General features: G+C 44.9%; 17 protein-coding genes. 7 read left to right on the top strand and 10 right to left on the bottom strand.

The window, feature by feature from the left end; all coding sequences use genetic code 11:
• Positions 1-150 precede the first annotated feature (150 nt).
• The gene (locus tag ACFI6L_RS04875; RefSeq protein WP_014950978.1) at positions 151-1386 is read right to left on the bottom strand and encodes a malic enzyme-like NAD(P)-binding protein; all 1236 of its coding nucleotides are present in this window, start codon (positions 1384-1386) and stop codon (positions 151-153) included.
• 679 nt (positions 1387-2065) lie between these two features.
• On the opposite strand from ACFI6L_RS04875, the gene ACFI6L_RS04870 reads away from it, so the two are divergent.
• Positions 2066-2383: a hypothetical protein gene (locus ACFI6L_RS04870; protein WP_287498598.1), complete on the top strand. Its 318-nt coding sequence runs from the start codon at positions 2066-2068 to the stop codon at positions 2381-2383.
• Between the two features lie 206 nt (positions 2384-2589).
• Here ACFI6L_RS04870 and rpmE read toward each other — a convergent pair whose 3' ends face one another.
• Positions 2590-2802: a 50S ribosomal protein L31 gene (rpmE, locus tag ACFI6L_RS04865; protein ID WP_014977577.1), complete on the bottom strand. Its 213-nt coding sequence runs from the start codon at positions 2800-2802 to the stop codon at positions 2590-2592.
• Positions 2803-3252: 450 nt separating this feature from the next.
• Between rpmE and priA the strand changes: the two genes are divergently transcribed.
• The 3 genes from priA (at position 3253) to ACFI6L_RS04850 (ending at position 6990) form a co-directional block, all read left to right on the top strand.
• Complete coding sequence (gene priA / locus ACFI6L_RS04860) at positions 3253-5442, top strand: primosomal protein N' (protein ID WP_462573536.1); 2190 nt, start codon at positions 3253-3255, stop codon at positions 5440-5442.
• 131 nt (positions 5443-5573) lie between these two features.
• Positions 5574-6164, top strand: coding sequence for a cbb3-type cytochrome oxidase assembly protein (locus ACFI6L_RS04855; protein WP_014977575.1), 591 nt, complete (start codon positions 5574-5576; stop codon positions 6162-6164).
• An 85-nt stretch (positions 6165-6249) separates the two neighbouring features.
• Positions 6250-6990, top strand: coding sequence for a hypothetical protein (locus ACFI6L_RS04850; protein WP_069945070.1), 741 nt, complete (start codon positions 6250-6252; stop codon positions 6988-6990).
• On the opposite strand, the gene ACFI6L_RS04845 is transcribed toward ACFI6L_RS04850, so the two are convergent.
• A complete protein-coding gene (locus tag ACFI6L_RS04845) occupies positions 6987-7607 on the bottom strand; it encodes a DUF1294 domain-containing protein (protein WP_239301100.1) in 621 nt (206 codons plus the stop codon). The genes ACFI6L_RS04850 and ACFI6L_RS04845 overlap by 4 nt on opposite strands.
• 303 nt (positions 7608-7910) lie before the next feature.
• Between ACFI6L_RS04845 and hslV the strand changes: the two genes are divergently transcribed.
• Both hslV and hslU read left to right on the top strand, forming a co-directional pair.
• On the top strand, positions 7911-8435 hold the full coding sequence (gene hslV / locus ACFI6L_RS04840) for an ATP-dependent protease subunit HslV (RefSeq protein WP_014950969.1): 525 nt from the start codon (positions 7911-7913) through the stop codon (positions 8433-8435).
• 82 nt (positions 8436-8517) lie between these two features.
• On the top strand, positions 8518-9846 hold the full coding sequence (hslU, locus tag ACFI6L_RS04835) for an HslU--HslV peptidase ATPase subunit (protein WP_014950968.1): 1329 nt from the start codon (positions 8518-8520) through the stop codon (positions 9844-9846).
• Positions 9847-9941: 95 nt separating this feature from the next.
• Here the strand turns inward: hslU and ACFI6L_RS04830 are convergent, their stop codons facing one another.
• The 7 genes from ACFI6L_RS04830 to ACFI6L_RS04800 all read right to left on the bottom strand — a co-directional run bounded on the left by ACFI6L_RS04830 (position 9942) and on the right by ACFI6L_RS04800 (position 16064).
• Complete coding sequence (locus ACFI6L_RS04830; protein ID WP_014950967.1) at positions 9942-10385, bottom strand: helix-turn-helix domain-containing protein; 444 nt, start codon at positions 10383-10385, stop codon at positions 9942-9944.
• A 9-nt stretch (positions 10386-10394) separates the two neighbouring features.
• Entirely contained in the window at positions 10395-10736 is a 342-nt protein-coding gene (locus ACFI6L_RS04825) for a DUF4258 domain-containing protein (protein ID WP_456251821.1), read from the bottom strand.
• A 142-nt stretch (positions 10737-10878) separates the two neighbouring features.
• Complete coding sequence (locus tag ACFI6L_RS04820; RefSeq protein WP_462573535.1) at positions 10879-11868, bottom strand: ATP-grasp domain-containing protein; 990 nt, start codon at positions 11866-11868, stop codon at positions 10879-10881.
• 110 nt (positions 11869-11978) lie between these two features.
• Positions 11979-12185 (bottom strand): hypothetical protein, encoded by a 207-nt coding sequence (locus ACFI6L_RS04815; RefSeq protein ID WP_462573534.1) that lies wholly within the window; start codon positions 12183-12185, stop codon positions 11979-11981.
• 47 nt (positions 12186-12232) lie between these two features.
• On the bottom strand, positions 12233-12544 hold the full coding sequence (locus tag ACFI6L_RS04810; protein WP_014950963.1) for a helix-turn-helix domain-containing protein: 312 nt from the start codon (positions 12542-12544) through the stop codon (positions 12233-12235).
• On the bottom strand, positions 12541-14808 hold the full coding sequence (locus ACFI6L_RS04805; RefSeq protein WP_423089128.1) for a peptidase domain-containing ABC transporter: 2268 nt from the start codon (positions 14806-14808) through the stop codon (positions 12541-12543). The genes ACFI6L_RS04810 and ACFI6L_RS04805 overlap by 4 nt, the downstream gene beginning before the upstream one ends.
• Before the next feature lie 2 nt (positions 14809-14810).
• On the bottom strand, positions 14811-16064 hold the full coding sequence (locus tag ACFI6L_RS04800; RefSeq protein WP_338852467.1) for an HlyD family secretion protein: 1254 nt from the start codon (positions 16062-16064) through the stop codon (positions 14811-14813).
• Between the two features lie 418 nt (positions 16065-16482).
• Here ACFI6L_RS04800 and ACFI6L_RS04795 point away from each other — a divergent pair, with 418 nt between their 5' ends.
• Entirely contained in the window at positions 16483-18027 is a 1545-nt protein-coding gene (locus ACFI6L_RS04795; protein WP_252119244.1) for a hydroxymethylglutaryl-CoA reductase, read from the top strand.
• Positions 18028-18054: the final 27 nt, after the last annotated feature.

Here is an 18054-nt window from a genome sequence, read left to right as displayed (position 1 = left end):
AGAGAAACGGCGCTTTGTTGTAAGTTATTGCTAGTTGATAACCTACAACACGGCGCCGTTTTTTATGTACTTGTATTCTCTAAGCGCACTTTTTAGCAAATAAAGGTTGAGCACTAGCCCCTCCATTTTTTTGCCTTATGCGCCAGAATTTTATTCTTCTGGGCTTTCAGGCACGCGTGCAACGCCAGATTCAATCGCAGCCTTAGATACGGCGGTAGCAATACGCTCGCATAAACGCGGATCCATAGGTTTAGGAATAATGTATTCCTTACCAAATGTCAGACTAGTACTCTTACTGGCAGCTAGTACTTCTTCTGGTACAGGCTCTTTCGTGATAGCACGAAGGGCTTCTACTGCCGCTACTTTCATTTCATCGTTAATGGCCGTTGCACGAACATCTAGTGCTCCACGGAAAATAAACGGGAAACACAGTACGTTGTTAACCTGGTTAGGGTAGTCCGAGCGTCCGGTAGCCATAATAAGATCTTTACGTACTTCGTGAGCAAGTTCAGGCTTTATCTCAGGGTCTGGGTTAGAACATGCAAATACAATTGGGTTTTCAGCCATCAAGGCCAGTGTTTCTGGTGGTAAAACATCCGGTCCTGACACACCAACAAAAATATCCGCGCCTTCCATTACATCTTCAAGCGTACGCTTGTCAGTATTGTTAGCAAATAGCTTTTTGTGTTCAGTTAAGTCTTCGCGACGAGTATGGATAACGCCTTTTCTGTCTAGCATATAAATACGCTCACGCTGGGCACCACACTTTATAAGCAGTTCCATACAAGCGACCGCTGCTGCACCGGCACCCATACACACAATTTTAGCGCTCTCTATGCTTTTACCCTGAATTTCCAGAGCATTAAGCATGCCCGCTGCAGTTACAATAGCGGTACCGTGCTGATCATCATGAAATACCGGAATTTTACAGCGCTTAATTAGCTCTTGTTCAATTTCAAAGCATTCAGGCGCTTTAATGTCTTCTAAGTTAATGCCGCCAAATGTGTCAGCGATATTCGCTACTGTATTAATGAACTCTTCGGTTGTACGATGCTTCACTTCAATGTCAATGGCATCCAAGCCAGCAAAGCGTTTAAACAGAAGGGCTTTTCCTTCCATAACAGGTTTCGATGCCAGTGGGCCTAGGTTACCCAATCCTAAAATCGCGGTTCCGTTACTGATAACGGCAACCAGGTTTCCTTTACCCGTGTATTTATAGGCGTTATCTGCGTCTTCGGCAATTTCTCTGACCGGTTCGGCAACGCCTGGGCTATAGGCAAGAGCAAGGTCATCGACGCTGTCGGCTGGTTTAGATAACTCTACGCGGATTTTTCCAGGTGTGGGTTTGGCGTGATAGTCGAGTGCGCGTTGTCTAAAATCTGACATGTAAAAAGGTATCCTTAGATGTAGGGTTCATCGGTGTTTTCGTTCACGCTCTGTAGCTATTTTATTGTCGTTATAGTTATAGGTAGATAAACGTAAGCGCGTTACAACCAAGTAATGACAAAAGTGATTATAAATAGTTGTTAGCACTAGGGCTTGTTGATCTTTGTTTTACAGCAATCATCAATACGCCCTAAGGTGGCATGTGGAAAAGCAGACTAGGCGTTAACCGTTACTGATTTTGTTCACATACCTTAATGGATACAAGCCTCAGGTTTATGTACCCAAAAGCGCCACAAGTCTTGAAAGTCATGCATTATTCACAGAATTAATGCTCACTATCAAAGTGCCGATCGCAACTCTAACACAGCCAATCACTGTGTACATATCTGATCAGAATTCTCATATACCAATGTAGGTTAGGCATACTAATTAGACCAGTAAAATGGGGCTATAATTGCCATTCATGCTATTTATTTTGACTTGTTATAACATTCTGTAGGTCTATTGTGTGGAGGATGAAAACAAAGCTATCAAAGGGATCTTCGTTCTCATAAATGCATTGGACAGAAACCCAAATCAGGAAAATGGAACGCAGGGATATACCTCGTTAATTCTCCATCTAATATTTCTGATAAAATCCTGTGAAAGCCCACTCAAAATTCGCGCTGAAGGCGAGGATATGACAGAAAAAAAACTAATAACCGTGCTAACCGATGTGTGCGAAAGCGTAAAATCTGCCAATAATGGATTTGTTTGGCTAACTCACGTAGGGCATTGGAGAGCGCCGCAAGTGATTGCCGTGTTTAATACTGAGCAGGAGAAGCAGCGGGCGTTAACTAATGGTTGGGATATAGACTTCATAAGCCAAGTGAATATTGCTTTGGCGTCAATTAAGTCAGCACCCGTTGGTATTTATTTTGATAGCGAAGAACAATGTAAAAAAGTGAGTGGCGGCAATTGGGATAGGCATTTATCTAATGTTAAAAACCTTCACTGAGTTCAGGTCACACTGAATATTGTAAATTAAGCTAAAAACGTTTTTCAAAAAGGCGAGTTGCAGGGCTTGTTAAACTGGCTAGGTACTGGCCTGACGTAGGATAACGGCGGTAAAGCGCTGTTTGGCACACCATGTTTGTGTGAAGCGTGAATTTTAAGCAATAAAAAAGCGCCATAAAGGCGCTTTTTTCGAACTCGATATCAGGCTTACTTTTTGCCCAATGCACCGAAACGCTTCTTGAAGCGATCAACACGACCACCAGTGTCAACGTTACGTTGCTTACCAGTGTAGAATGGGTGACATGAAGAACATACGTCTAGGTTGATGTCTTTACCAAGCGTAGAGCGAATGTTCATTACGTTACCACATGAGCAAGTTGCTGTGATTGCTTCGTATTTTGGGTGGATATCTTGTTTCATTGGGTTACCTCACATAATAAGGCCGTATCGCTATACAACCCGAAGTCGCACACCATACGTTACTTAATTCAAATGATAAGTCGTTCAAAGAACAGCCTATCGCAAAAGAGCGGCGCATAATAAAGGATGGCAGGGCCTTGATCAAGCGGTTTTTGGCCAAATGCTAAACAAGAGAACTAGACAAGGCAGCCGTATAAAAAGGCCAAACTAAAAACATTCCTTTTATGCTTGCCTGTAAAGTATGTTTAAATATTTGTGTTTCAATGCTAGGCCATAGCTCTAGTAGCAAAATCATGCGCTAATAGCAAAATGTGTAGCTAGCTGTTAGCAGCGTAAATTGCTGTAACGTATAGGTCTGCAAGAAGCCTCAGTATAATTAGTTTCAACATAAGAAGCTTAGTAAGCGCATTACGCGCTGTAACAATCGTCAAATAAGGTAGAACCTTCGCAATGGCCTTTATCCAAGTTGCCGTGCCAGTGCCACTGCGCCAACTTTTCACGTATACCCACGGAAACGCGCTAAGTGCGGGTGTAAGAGTGGTTGTGCCTTTCGGTCCGCGCAAACTTGTGGGCGTAGTTGTTGAAACCCTACACAAAACTGAAAGCGACATTGAAAACTCCAATAAGCTAAAAGCTATTGAGTCGGTACTGGACGATAGCCCTATTATAGATGGGGTGTTGTTGAAAATGGCCCAATGGCTGTGGCAGTACTATCATCATGCGCCGGGTGAAGTGCTACACGCCATGCTGCCTGTCTTATTACGCAAAGGCGAGTCAGCAGCGCCAACACCCCAAGACATGTTAATGCTTACCGAAGAAGGTAAGCAAACGACTGCAGACACGTTATCGCGGGCGCCTAAACAACAAGCCTGTTTTACTGCAATGGCTGGTGGTGCCTTATTAGCATCCCAAGCGCGCAAGCAGTATGGCGCACCTGCGGTCAAAGCGCTCGTCGAAAAGTCATTGATAAGCATTGAAGAAGTCGCGCCTGAATTTAAGTCAGGCAGTTGGCTTGCCTCGTTATCGGTGTCTGAAAAGCCAATTCCAGATACTGAGCAGTCGGTTGCCATTGCCGCACTTAATCGTCAGCAGGGCAATTTCGCTGTAAGTTTGCTTGAAGGAGTTACCGGTAGCGGTAAAACGGAAGTGTACCTTCAAGCCATCGAACCCTTACTGTGCGACGGAAAACAAGTGCTTATACTTGTGCCAGAAATTGGGCTGACGCCGCAAACGGTGTCACGCTTTGAAAAGCGCTTTGGTATTGCAGTGGGCGTTTTACACTCTCAGCTTTCTGATAAAGAACGGCTACAGGTGTGGCAGCGAGCAAGAGCTGGTGAACTCGGGATAATCATCGGTACCCGTTCAGCTATTTTCACTCCGCTGCACAACCCCGGCATGCTGATTGTGGATGAAGAGCACGACGAGTCTTTTAAACAACAAGATGGGCTTCGCTATCACGCCCGTGACCTAGCAGCCATGCGGGCTAAGCAGCACAATATTCCTCTTTTATTAGGCAGCGCCACGCCCGCACTCGAAACACTTAATAATGCGCTAAGCGGTCGCTATGCCCATTTGCAGTTAACTAAGCGAGCGGGAGGTGCGAAAAGCACGCATCAGCGTGTGTTGGACGCGCGTGACCAACCCATTCACTACGGTATTTCGCAAGGCTTGCTAACGATAATGCGCCAGCATATCAACGCGGGAAATCAGGTATTGGTGTTTGTGAATCGCAGAGGCTATGCGCCAGCGCTGCTTTGCCATCACTGCGGCGAAACCGTCATGTGTAAGCGTTGTGACCGCCCGTATACGGTGCATAAAGCGCAGAACCGTTTACAGTGTCATCACTGCGGCGGCATGCGCTCAATGCCATCAAACTGCGAAGCGTGCCATCACAATGAATTAGTTACGGCGGGCACAGGGACCGAGCAAGTCGAGCAAGGGCTTGCAAGTTTATTTCCCGGTGTTAAACAGGTACGAATAGACAGCGATACCGTGCGGGGCAAAGATAAACTGCACCAAACACTGGATGCAATAAACCGCCAAGAGTACCAGCTTTTGGTCGGTACCCAAATACTATCAAAAGGTCATCATTTCCCGCATGTAACCTTAGTGGCGGTGCTAGATTGTGATGGCGCACTTTTTAGTGCCGATTTTAGAGCACCAGAAAAGCTCGCTCAGCTTGTAACTCAGCTTGCAGGAAGAGCAGGGCGCGCCAGTAAACCTGGTGAGATGTGGCTGCAAACTCACAATCCCCACCATCCTTTGCTACAAGATTTAGTACATAACGGCTATGGGCATTTCGCCAGACACGCTTTAATGGAGCGAAAAGCGGCAGGGCTTCCCCCTTTTATTAGCCAGTTTGTCATTCGCGCAGAAGCGACCGACAGCAGTTTGGCCTATCGCTTTTTACAAGACAGTAAGCAAGTATTTCTCCAGCAGCATGCAATTGAGCTAAATGGCCCGTTTCCTTGTTTGATTGAAAAGCGGCAAGGCAGGTTTCGGTTTATGCTGGTATGCAGCCATGAAAAGCGTGCGCCGCTTCACAATGCGCTGCGTTTGGCGCTGCCATTTTTACAGGCGTTGCCACAGGCAATGAAGGTAAGGTGGTCGATAGATATTGATCCTACCGATTTCAGTTAGCTTGTTGGGTAGCAATACGTTAAAATTTCTGCAGGATTGAAGTGCAGGAAAGCTGCTGCTTCATAAAGATTTGGTATATGACGTTTTCTTACGCATACAAACAACGATAACAAGTAGGAATATTGCCGACTATGGCTCAACGCGATTATGTCTCTCGTGGACGCTCTCCTCAAAAAAAGAAGCCTGCTGGTAAAGGTAGAAAACCAGCCAGAAGCGCACAATCAAATGCGCAATCTAACGCCCCGGTTTCTGGAAAACTTCCTATTGTGCGCCTTGTTGGCGTATTCGCATTGGTGATTGGCTTTGGTGCATTTTTGTGGTCAATAAAAGACAATGTAGAAGACGACGTGGATACACAAGCTTCACGACCTGTGGCTCCTACAGAAGAGACGTTACCTGAGCTTCCTGAAGAAGAATGGGAGTACATTAAGACCCTTCCAGGATATGAAGTAGAAGTTGAGGTCAAAGAGCAAGAAAAATCTGACAAACGCTATTTAATGCAGTGCGCCTCGTTTAGAACCCGCGCGCAGGCTGAAGAGATGAAAGCCAAAATTGCATTCCAAGGTTTAGAGGCGCTTATCAGACACAGCACTGGCAGCAACGGCGATTGGTTCCGCGTTATTCTGGGCCCTTACGAGTCTAAGCGTGATGCAGAAAAAGCCAAGCACAGTCTGCGTAAAGTGAACATTGCGACATGCCAAATTTGGTACTGGAATTTGTAGCAGTTTATTTTAGGTAACACTTAATGCGGTGCATACGGCGCTGAAATAGCGCGTAGAGAAAGGATGCGTTTACAAGGAAGTATCAATGAGTATTGCCATCACCGAACAACCAAATTACGCCGCTTATAGCGTAGAAGAGCTTGAGGACGTTCTGGAAAATATTGATAAGCAGGCCTTTCCAGAACGCTATCAGGCAGCAAAAAATGAGCTCGCTGCAAAGCGGGCAACGCTGCCACCTGAGAATGATACGGATAGCGCGCATCAAGATGAGCATTTTACTCGACCTAAGTGGTCTGAGCTTCATCCAATAACACGTATCAGTAACGGCGCTTTTTTAGTACTCATTGGCGCTTTGATTGTATCGGCATTCACCAACTTTATCGTGATTAACGCATGGCTAAATAATTCAACATGGGCCATTGTTTTATTTACTTTTGTTTATTGTGCCTTTTATTACCTGTCTATTTCCATCGATAAACGACAAGCGCAATTTGTGATGAAAGATTGGCGTGGAAAAGTAACAATTTTCACCATGCCGTTTTTGGGGCTTATTTTTACTTGGAATTTTATTGATAGGGCATTGCCCTACACGCTTCACTTGGCGTCCGGAAAACAAGAAACGGAACTGAAATTTGCTTATGAAAAAGGCAGCGGCTCTAAACACTGTCGACACTCACTGTTGTTAAAAGAGAGCGGTACCTTGTCAGATGGGCGATTATGCTTAAATCAAAGTGAGCACAAACGCTTACCAAATAAAGGATGGGTGTATGTTAAGGGCTCCGAAAGTGGTTTTGGTTTTGACATTGAAGGGTATCGATTTCGCTAAATTTCAACCATGAATGCCTGCGTACTAATCACTTCAAATGCAATTAGCCCAAGCAAAATGAGATTAACCAAAACCGTTACCCAATAAACCCTCATAAATGACGATTTACTACGCTTATGTTTAAAAATCTGTTGGGCTAGCAATGCACCAGGCCAACCTCCCAATAAGCTTAATATATGCAGTTTTGCCTCTGAAACTCGCCGTTTTTCCTTTTTTGCAGCCGATTTGTCTATGCCGTAAAACAGTATGGTAAGCAAACTTACCGCGCCATAAACGATAGGTACTATAAACGGTAGCCGACCTGACAATGTAAATAACGCAAGTGCACCGGAGAAAATACTCAGTACGATAACATTACGTTTTCTTTGCGAGGTTGGCTTATTGGCGCGTAAACGTTTTGCTTTGTGATCCTTGAGTAAGCTGATGTTGCAGGCGCGGTGATTACCATTTCTATCCTGCTCAACTTCATAAACAATAATGTCGCCATTAACCGGGCGCCTAGAGCGTTGTTTAAACGCTTTGATATGAGTAAACGCGCGCGTGCCTCCACCGTTAGGCTCTACAAAACCATAACCTTTAGCATCGTCCCACTGTTGAATTCTTCCCTGATACTTCACTACCACTCCTTTAAAACCATTATGTAGCGTCTTCATTGTTGCTACTTTATCTGTGCTCTATCACCTAGGCATTATTTCACTTGGCCATAGAGTGTGTTGGCGAGAGTATGCACTCAATAAATGGTGTATTCAATACACTAGCGAACACGCTAAGCCCATATAGTAGGCAGCTCAGAGCGCACATTCTTTTGTATTACCCTTGAAATTAAAAAGCCTTCCCCCACTTATTTGTTATTGAATTTGAACGCTGCTGCCTTTGCTAGACGAAAAACGCAGCAGCGCCCAGCCAAACGGGGAATTAACGTGACAACGATTGTATCTGTACGACGTGGGAATCAAGTGGTAATGGCCGGTGACGGACAGGTATCACTGGGCAATACCGTAATGAAAGGTAATGCGCGCAAAGTGCGCCGTTTATACCACGACAAGATTTTAGCGGGCTTTGCTGGTGGCACGGCCGACGCATTTACGCTGTTTGAGCGCTTTGAAGCAAAGCTTGAAGCCCACCAAGGCCATTTGACCAAAGCGGCAGTAGAGCTTGCTAAAGACTGGCGAACTGACAGGGCGCTTCGCAAGCTAGAAGCGCTGCTTGCCGTAGCAGACGAAACCGCATCGTTTATTATTACCGGTAACGGTGATGTGGTGCAGCCAGAACAAGATCTTATCGCGATTGGCTCTGGTGGTAACTACGCTCAAGCCGCAGCTACTGCACTACTTGAAAATACAGAGCTAAGCGCAAAAGAAATTGCCGAAAAAGCGTTGACCATAGCGGGTGATATTTGCGTATTCACTAACCATAGCCAAACGGTTGATGTACTAGATTACTAAGTAATAGCTGAGTGCTGTTATCGGCTTGCTGTCGCTCGTATGAATTTGAGTACAGCAAGCGCTGTTAGAAAAGGGTTTATTCATGTCTGAAATGACACCAAGAGAAATTGTTCACGAGTTAGACCGACATATTATTGGTCAACAAGATGCCAAGCGCGCTGTATCTATTGCACTTCGAAATCGCTGGCGTCGTATGCAGCTTGAACCTGAGCTGCGCCAAGAAGTTACGCCAAAAAATATTTTGATGATTGGCCCTACGGGTGTGGGTAAAACTGAAATAGCCCGCCGTTTAGCAAAACTTGCTAACGCGCCGTTCATTAAAGTTGAAGCGACTAAGTTCACTGAAGTGGGCTATGTAGGTAAAGAAGTTGAGACCATCATTCGTGATCTTGCTGATATTGCGGTGAAGATGACGAAAGAAAATGAAATGAAAAAGGTGAAATTCCGCGCAGAAGAAGCTGCGGAAGAGCGCATTTTAGATGTTTTGCTGCCTCCACCAGAAGATGCATGGGGTAATAAGGAAAACGTTGAAGATCGCGGCACGCGCCAAGCATTTCGCAAAAAGCTTCGTCAAGGCGACCTAGACGACAAAGAAATTGAAATTGACGTAGCACTTCCGCAGGTTGGCGTAGAAATTATGGCGCCTCCAGGTATGGAAGAAATGACCAATCAGCTTCAAGGCATGTTCCAGAACTTGTCGGGTTCGCAAAAGAAAAAGAAGAAGCTGAAAATTAAAGAAGCGTTCAAATTACTAATTGAAGAAGAGGCTGCACGCCTTGTGAATCAAGAAGATTTAAAGGAAAAGGCCATTGAGTCGGTAGAACAGCACGGTATTGTGTTTATCGACGAAATTGACAAAATTTGTAAGCGCGAGGGTAACTCGTCGGCTGATGTATCTCGCGAAGGTGTTCAGCGTGACCTACTTCCACTTGTGGAAGGTTCAACGGTATCGACAAAACACGGCATGGTTAAAACTGACCATATCTTGTTTATCGCTTCGGGCGCATTCCAAATGAGCAAGCCGTCTGACCTTATTCCAGAGCTTCAGGGTCGTCTTCCAATTCGCGTTGAGCTATCTGCGCTTAAAGTCGGTGACTTCAAGCGCATTCTTACCGAGCCGAATGCGTCATTAACTCACCAGTACATTGCGCTAATGAAGACCGAAGGCGTGGATATTAGTTTCGACGATTCTGGTATACAGCGTATAGCCGAAGCGGCATGGCAGGTGAATGAGCGCACTGAAAACATTGGTGCCCGCCGTTTGCACACCGTGCTAGAGCGCCTTATGGAAGATATCTCGTTTGACGCCTCTGAAAAGAGCGGTGAGTCGTTCGTGATTGATGCAGACTACGTTAACAGCCACTTAGAGACCTTGGTAGATAACGAAGATCTGTCGCGCTTTATCTTGTAATTTAGCGCTAAGTAGAAGTTTCCCCGTTAGTTGATATGTTCAACTAACCCTTCTACATGAACAAGAATTAAAAAGCCGACGTTAAGTCGGCTTTTTTACCATTCTACTTTTTCCCAATGGTCTTCGACTTCTTCAAGACGAATTATTTTTGCAGCTTCTTCCGCTTGGGTATTTGCTAGTAAATCAAGAAAGTAACTTACGGGATTATTCTTCTCTTGGCTTTCCATGTATAAGGCTCTTAAGGCAGCATCTGTTGTCCGTGGAATTTTTGTTTGACCTTTCTCATAACGCGCAATGGTCTGTTCATCAACACCAAAACGATTCGCCAGCATTTTTTGAGAAACATTTAGTTCTACACGTAAGAATTTAAACTCATCATGAGCAAGAGGCTTGTTGGTATTAACAATTGTCTGTGCTATCGCACTATGAAGACCGTTCATATCGTCAATGCTTGTATATTCTTCACCGTCTACAACTTCAACGGTAACACCGTTTTTCAGGTATACATTTGATAACCCGCTTTCAGTGTAATGGTACATTTTACCCTCTCAACTTATCCATACAGTAATTAGAAATGACATTGGACTATCATGATGATTTTTAAGTGCAACAGTGAGTTCGATAACTTTGCCCGCAGCTAAACCTTTCAAATTAAATTTCCAGTCTCCAGAAATATCAAGATATGGCCCCTCTCTAAATACTGAGTGCTTACTTTTTAATAAAGTGATCACCTGACCTGTAGTGATTCCTCGCTCATGCATGCGCTGTTTAACATGTTTAGTCCACCGAATCCGGTTAGTATAGTTTTCTGCGAGGTCATTCATTATTTTTCTGGCAGTTTCCTCTGTAAGAGGGAATTCATTAATTCCTTGGGGATTGTGATTAGCCATGAATGCCTTTTGAAATTCATCCTATCATATTGATAGGTTGTTGGGGTGTTGTCAATGATTGCGTAAAGGCTTCTAAACAATCGCAAATTTGTTTTGGAAACCCAATTAGCCTCTAAACGTCCTGCTTGCTACTACGAAGTCTTCACAGCAGTGCTACCAATTTTTCTGTTATATCTAGACCGGTATCGTTCTCTACTTTTAGGAAGTAAGGGCTGGGGTTTGCCTCTAGAAAAAAGTACTTTCCTTTCGCACTTTTACGCCAGTCGATAGCACACCAGTGCATACCTAATGCTTTGCATATTTTGATAGCTAACTGCTTAACGTCGCTGGGGACTAGGGTCACCGATACGCTCGCATTGTCGTCATTCCTGTAATCTAATTCACTTGAGTCGATTTGTACGCTGAGTACGTCATTGCCCAGCACATAGCTTCTTACATTCACGCCTGCAATATATTTTTGAAAGGTAACAGGGCGCTCACCTAAAAGCGTATTAAGTAGTGGGCGCATGTTTGGTTGTTTATTCACAAACTGCGCGGTTCGACCGCCGCGTACGGGCTTGTAAATAACGTCTCGCATATTGCTACAAAACTGCGAAGCAACCTCGGGTGCATTGCCAACAAAGGTGTAGGGGATATGTGCTCCTAGTTTGCCAGCAATACGCGATTGATAAGGTTTACACTGGTGGCTTCTAACAGCGTCGATAGAGTTCACCCATTTAATGTCGCTAAAGCTGAACCAGCAAAGTAGCGTACTTGCTCGCTCTTGCTCAACCCACCCTGCGTTTTCTAGCAAAGTAGATTCACCATCATGAGGTCTATCACCTTGTGTTTGAGCATCTGCACTGGCATCGTTTTTAGCATTATCACTAGGGGCTTTTAGCGGTATGCCAGGTAGGTACTCATGCCAATAAGCGGCCTGGGTATCCGAGAACGTGACTCTAGGTTGGTCGCAAAGTGAAGGCGAATTGAAATGAATTAGCCCGTCATCGAAGTCAGGGTCGTAGCTGATCTTCCACGTAGAACCAAAATGTTGCGTATTGGCGAAATAAAAGGGCGTGTTATTTTGGTTAAGTGCTTTGGCTATATGTTGAATTTGTGGGTCTTGTTCACTGCCTAGTAGTGCGACGTGCATTTGCGTTCCTTGCTATCGTTTTAAGTGTTCATAGAATCTAGTAGCCCTTAAAGCAACACATGGGATACTGTCTAAACCGTATCCATGTGTTGACTTTGATTGGCAGTAAGTTACGACAAAATATCAGGTAGTTTGCCACCGCCTTCACCAATAGCCATGGTTATGTAAACGGGCTCTTTAGGTGTTGGACCGACTACCGGCACACTTTCACTTAGGCGAGCTCGTATTCCGCCGGATACCTCAAATAGCTGAGATTCAGCAACGGTAGCAAGCTTAGAATTTGCTGGTTGGTTCTGAGTTAATGGATGGTTTTTCATAATGTACGCTCCTTGTAGTGGCGTGGTGAGTAATGAAGTGGACACGCTTACAGCGAAGCCACTTCTTGGTAAAGGGTTCTAAAACAGCAGGCAATAAGCACAGAACGGTTGCTAATGTTGAGCTTTTTGTAAATGTTGGCGCAGTGAAATTTGACGGTCCTTTCACTAATGAATAGCTCTGAGGCAATAACCTTATTTGAGCGTCCTTCCATTATTTTGTGTGCAACTTGTAGTTCGCGTTTTGATAAACAGTCAATGGGGATAACGCTGTTCCGAGCGGTAATGCCGTTCGCATCTATTTGCATGCGTTCAGCTGCTGTCATTAATACTGCGGGTTCTCTGATTTCATGTGTTTTCATAGTGTTTCTCCGTGTTTACCTGATGTTGCGCTTCCTGTTACTTCAGTGGGAGGGCATAGATGTAAGTTGCCGTTTTCCAGACGATAAACCTTGTCTGCCATGGCAATTGATTGAGGGCGATGTGCCACAATAATTCGCGTCATATTTAGAGACTTAAGGTGATGATTTATCTGAGCCTCGTTTTCCATATCTAGGTGACTGCTTGCTTCGTCTAAAAATAAAATGTCTGGCTCTTGGTAAAGCGCTCTTGCAAGAAGCAGACGCTGTTTTTGACCACCACTTAAGCTGCTACCCATATCACCGACCAAGGAGTGGTATTGCATAGGCATCTGCATGATGTCTTCATGGATACAGGCAAGCTGAGCGACGTAAACCATTTTCTTGAGGTCGGGAGCTTCTTCAAAACAACAGATATTTTGCGCGATGGTGCCGCTTAAACAGGTATCCTCCTGAAGCACTGACGCGATGACTGGGTTTGTAGAGCTTGGGTGTTCAATATTGCCTTCTGAAACAGGGTACAGTCCCATCAGGCACTTAAGCATTGTGCTTTTTCCACAGCCGCTATCGCCTGTGATTGCGACGATCTCTCCGCTATGTACCGAGAACATTAGATTTTTAAACACCCACGCATTGGTCTCACTGTAACGATAACTGAGCGCCGTCGCTTTAAGCGCTACAGGGCGAGTTTTGGCATCAAGAAGCGAGGGCGTACTTGCGCCATCAGGCGTTAAAACGTTAGGTGCAAGTGAGTTGGACGTGGATGAGTTGGGGACGTCTGCATTACTAAAATGAACGTTTTGTTTTTCAAATGTATCGTCCTTAGTTTTTAACGACAGAGGCTTCTGCTGTGATGGTGTGAGTAAAATGTCGCTTAAGCGGTTGAAATGAACACCTAACATACTAAGCTCAATCAGCTTGTTAACTACGCCATCTAATGCGCTGACAAAGCGAGCTTTGTACGCCATAAATGCCAGCAGCATCCCTATCGAAAGGGTTCCTTCCATAACCAGGCTGGCACCAATATACACAACGACCAAATTTTCAGCGCCAAACAATAGCTGATTGGTCAGTGCGCTGCCTATGTTGATCTTTCCAAGAGTGATGTCTTTGTTTAGCGTGGCGACAAGCTTGTTTTGCCACTGCCCGTGGCGCTGTACTTCTTGGCTGTATACGCGAATAGGTAGGATAGCGCGTACGCTTTCCATAAAGTGACTTTGTTCTAATGCTGCAAGCGCAATGCGTTCAGTGGTAAGACGTTTAATAAACGGCAGCAGTCCAAGACGAACGGCGAGGTAGGCAAGCATGATCGCCACTACAACCAGAGTGAGTTTGGGCGAATATAAAATCATTACTGCTAGTGTGATCACTGCCATGAGGCCGTCTAACAGCGCAGTAACCAGGCCGGTGGTTAGGAACTCACGAATACTTGCCAGTGAGCCAAAGCGGGATACCACATCGCCAATATGTCGCTTGTCGAAGTAGTCCAAGGGAAGCGATAATAAGTGCTTAAATACCGACGCCGACATTTGAAGCTGAAGGCGAGACGACACCGACAGAATAACGAACTTTCTTATCCCGCTAGTAAAAGTTTCTATTATTAGTAGCAGGGCAAACCCTATTGCCAGCGCTTTCAGTAATGCATCGTTGTTGTAAATCAATACATCATCTACGACTGTTTGCATGTAATAGGGTGAAGCAAGTGCAAATAACTGCAACACAATCGATAACGCGAAAAGGGTTAGAAGATTGCGCTTAAACCCTGTTGTTCGAGTGAAGAATTGACTAAGACCCAAACGTGGCGCGGACTTCTTGGGACTAAATTTGTCGCTAGGCGTGACCTCAAGTGCAATACCGGTAATGTACTTCGACGCCTCAGAATAAGTGAGTTTTCTTTCTCCAAGCGCGGGGTCGTGAATGGTAAGGGTTTTTCCCTTCACTTTAGTTAACACAACAAAGTGATTCATGTTCCAATGTAGAATTGCAGGGCAAGATAATTGCGCCAAGTGCTCCATTTCTATCTTGATGGCGCGGGTTTGGAAACCCAAATCACTGGCAATGCGCATTACGTCTTTTAACGTAGTGCCTCGTAGCGACACAGACACAGACTGACGTAGAGCATTTAGATCACGTTTATCAGAATAGTACTGCGCAATCATAGTCATACAAGCAAGTCCACACTCAGCTGCTTCGCTTTGCAGTACAACGGGCACACGCTTTTTTGTATAAAGGATTTGCGTTGAAAGTGGGTGTGTAATGTTCATCATGATTACAGCTTCCCAGTAATGCTATACAGTGGTTCCATTAACCACTCCATCAACGTACGCTGACTTAAATCTACGTCTGCAGAAAATGTCATCCCAGCTTTCAGTGAAATATTGTTTCCATAAGCCAATATTTCTTTTGTATTTAGCGTTGCAGTAACAAGATAAGCGGGTTCACTAATAGAAATAGGGATGTCGGTAAGCTCACCAGGTAGCACCAACGAAGGTGAAATGTTCACTATCTCCCCTGACTGCACACCAAATTTTTGATAAGGAAATGCGTCGTATCGAATATGCAGGGCTTGGCCTTTGCGTAAAAATCCAGCAGACCGCACGGGAACTGCAATACGCGCTTGAATGTCGGCATTTTTAGGCAGTAAGGTAAGAAGCGGGCGAGAGCTATCGATGGTATATCCCGCCTTTACTTGAAGGCCGGATATCACGCCATTGTGAGGCGCATAAATCGTTTCTCCTGCGTTACTCTTGTGACTTACTATTTGCTGCGTGAGATCGCTCAAGGTGTTCTCCACGTTTGCCATTTCATTGGCCTGCTGTTGAGGCAAAGTGGCAAGTTCATGGTGGAGAGCAGCGATATTCGCCTTTTCGTCATTTTGGTCTTTTTTGGCCAACGTAAGCTGTTGTTCGGCGGTCAATCTTTGTAGCGTATGGTTTTCATAGTCTGCTTGGCTAATGTGCCCTTGATTAAGTAAGGTTTGCGCTTTCTCCCACTGCTTTAGTGCTAGTGCCCACTGGGTTTGCGACAATTCAACGATGGCGTCTAAAGCCGTTAATGCCCGTTTGGCTTGGCTTAGTTGCTCTTCTAAGCCTTGTCGCTGCGCTCTATGCAACACATCAAGACGTTGAATACTTTGACGTGTTCGATGCTGCTTTGCTTCAAGCTCAGCGAGCAACTGCGTGCTAACTTTATTACCTGATGCATCATCGCTACTGTAGCTGATCTTAATTAGCGGCGCGCCCTTACTCACTAATTGACCTTCACTGACCAATACATCAAATACTTTGCCGCGCCTTGCATCGGCATAGAGCTTAAAAACGCCATGACTGGGTTCCAGCCATCCACTCACTGATGCCTTTCGTGCGTAGCTTCCCGTATTTAGATAAATAATCACTGCCAAAATCCAGACCACAAGCAGGCCAGCTATTGCAGAATAAACAGGTTTTGGGGTCATTAAAAAACGTCCATCAACAGCATTTGATTGCTCATCAATGACTTCCTTTCTAAACAGTCCTGTTCTCATCTCCATTCCTTTTTTGTTTACGTATTTACATTGCAGTGCTTATCTAACTTTGTTTGGGTCACGTTAAAGGTATCTGGCCGCCACTTCCGTTTAGGCTTTTTCTCCTTGGCATCACAGTCCTTGACGCCTCCGTTTTGTTACTACCAGATACCTTGTGGTCAACATTACTGCGGTGACGGTGTTCACTTTAGGTGGGTTGGGAACTTGATGAATTACTGCTAAGGTCTATATTTCAGTAGCACACGGTTTCACTGGTGTTGGCGCATTTTTGAAAGCGGCTGGCTCAAATTTAGAAGTGATTCAGTCACAAATAATTGCCAGTAAAATACAAAGAAGTCATAGAACTGTATAAAGAATGTGCTATAAAAAACAAAGGAATATGAAAATAACACGGTAAGAACACACAGAAGGAAGCCTCATGTTTGTGCCCAGCATACTTTTAAAGCAACTCTATACACGCGCAAGTCTTACGAAGACAGATAAAGGCTTATCTTTTTCTCTGAAAAACAGATTGAAAGACGCAACCATTAAAGAAGTAAAGTGGATATCTCTTGATGGCGAAAAAATTCCAGAGCATAAAATTTCACTCCAGTTAACTCCCGACTCCATTATTTCCGTAGAAGCATTAAATAAATCAGACGGAGAGCCCTTTGGCTTGCGTCAAACCATTACCGTGCATTTAGATATTGATGAAGCGCCGTGCCCAGAAAAGCGAAAACTGGGTATTTGCTTTTCTGCTTCGCCTTTTGGAAAGCTTAAATTTGAAGTGGAAGACAATATTACTGCGCCAGGACAACGCAGCGCTTTTATTCCTCGTGACGACATGGATGACTACGGCGAAAGTATTATAAAAACACGCCAAGAATATTTCGAAAGCGCCACCGGAAAGAAAATTGATCACGTAGGTAAGTATTCAATCGACCCACAAGCGCTTAAGGGGAATATTGAGCATTTTATTGGCGTGGCGCAGGTTCCTATCGGTATTGCAGGGCCGTTGAAGATAAACGGAGAGCATGCACAAGGGGAGTTTGTCGTGCCGTTAGCGACTACCGAAGGTACGCTGGTGGCATCGTATAACCGAGGCATGAAGCTGCTTAACATGAGCGGTGGCGTAACGGCAACGGTCGTCGACGATGCTATGCAGCGAGCCCCTGTATTTATTTTTGAAAATGCACGAGGTGCCAGAGATTTCGTTAAATGGATTAAAGCAAACTTTGAAAAGATTAAGGAAGAAGCAGAAGCGACCTCAAGTATTGCTAAGCTGACGTATATCGACCATTTCCTATCGAACAAATTTGCGTTTTTGCGTTTTAACTTTAAGACCGGTGATGCAGCGGGTCAAAACATGGTTGGCCGTGCTACCTTCGCAGCATGCGGGTGGATACTCGATCATTATGAGGGGATAGAGAATTTCTACCTTGAGTCTAACTTTGCTACAGACAAAAAGGCCTCTCAAATAAACATTATGCGTACCCGTGGTAAACGGGTGACAGCTGAAGCCACTATTAAACGCGAACATTTATTAGAAGTAATGCGCGTAGACCCCAAACAGATAGATTATCACGGCCGTGTAGCTGGCGTAGGATCTTTCTTGTCTGGTGTGAATAACACGGGTCTGCATTCACCAAACGGTATTACTGCTATGTTTATCGCCACAGGGCAGGATGTTGCAAACGTATCTGAATCGTCGGCGGCAATGATGTATTCAGAATTAACAGACGACGGTGACCTGTACGTGTCTATTACCATTCCATCGCTCATCGTAGCGACGTATGGCGGTGGTACAGGTATAGGTACACAGCGCGAGTGCTTAGAGTTACTGGATTGCTACGGGCGAGATCGCGTGTATAAATTTGCAGAAATTGTGGCGTCTGTGGTGTTGGCTGGAGAGATATCACTAGCATCAGCCATTAGTTCGTCAGACTGGGTGTCGTCACACGAACAGTATGGCCGAAACAGATAAAACCTTGGCCAACGAGGCGATTCATCG

This window comes from Alteromonas sp. G4i35 (assembly GCF_054960375.1).
The sequence above is the reverse complement of the archived record's forward strand: the minus strand, read 5'-3'. Positions and strand labels throughout refer to the sequence as shown.

Coding starts and splice junctions, on each gene's coding strand:
- ACFI6L_RS04875 (WP_014950978.1), bottom strand. CDS start 1,386: ATGTCAGATTTTAGACAACGCGCACTCGACTATCACGCCAAACCCACA.
- ACFI6L_RS04870 (WP_287498598.1), top strand. CDS start 2,066: ATGACAGAAAAAAAACTAATAACCGTGCTAACCGATGTGTGCGAAAGC.
- rpmE (WP_014977577.1), bottom strand. CDS start 2,802: ATGAAACAAGATATCCACCCAAAATACGAAGCAATCACAGCAACTTGC.
- priA (WP_462573536.1), top strand. CDS start 3,253: ATGGCCTTTATCCAAGTTGCCGTGCCAGTGCCACTGCGCCAACTTTTC.
- ACFI6L_RS04855 (WP_014977575.1), top strand. CDS start 5,574: ATGGCTCAACGCGATTATGTCTCTCGTGGACGCTCTCCTCAAAAAAAG.
- ACFI6L_RS04850 (WP_069945070.1), top strand. CDS start 6,250: ATGAGTATTGCCATCACCGAACAACCAAATTACGCCGCTTATAGCGTA.
- hslU (WP_014950968.1), top strand. CDS start 8,518: ATGTCTGAAATGACACCAAGAGAAATTGTTCACGAGTTAGACCGACAT.
- ACFI6L_RS04830 (WP_014950967.1), bottom strand. CDS start 10,385: ATGTACCATTACACTGAAAGCGGGTTATCAAATGTATACCTGAAAAAC.
- ACFI6L_RS04825 (WP_456251821.1), bottom strand. CDS start 10,736: ATGGCTAATCACAATCCCCAAGGAATTAATGAATTCCCTCTTACAGAG.
- ACFI6L_RS04820 (WP_462573535.1), bottom strand. CDS start 11,868: ATGCACGTCGCACTACTAGGCAGTGAACAAGACCCACAAATTCAACAT.
- ACFI6L_RS04815 (WP_462573534.1), bottom strand. CDS start 12,185: ATGAAAAACCATCCATTAACTCAGAACCAACCAGCAAATTCTAAGCTT.
- ACFI6L_RS04810 (WP_014950963.1), bottom strand. CDS start 12,544: ATGAAAACACATGAAATCAGAGAACCCGCAGTATTAATGACAGCAGCT.
- ACFI6L_RS04805 (WP_423089128.1), bottom strand. CDS start 14,808: ATGATGAACATTACACACCCACTTTCAACGCAAATCCTTTATACAAAA.
- ACFI6L_RS04800 (WP_338852467.1), bottom strand. CDS start 16,064: ATGAGAACAGGACTGTTTAGAAAGGAAGTCATTGATGAGCAATCAAAT.
- ACFI6L_RS04795 (WP_252119244.1), top strand. CDS start 16,483: ATGTTTGTGCCCAGCATACTTTTAAAGCAACTCTATACACGCGCAAGT.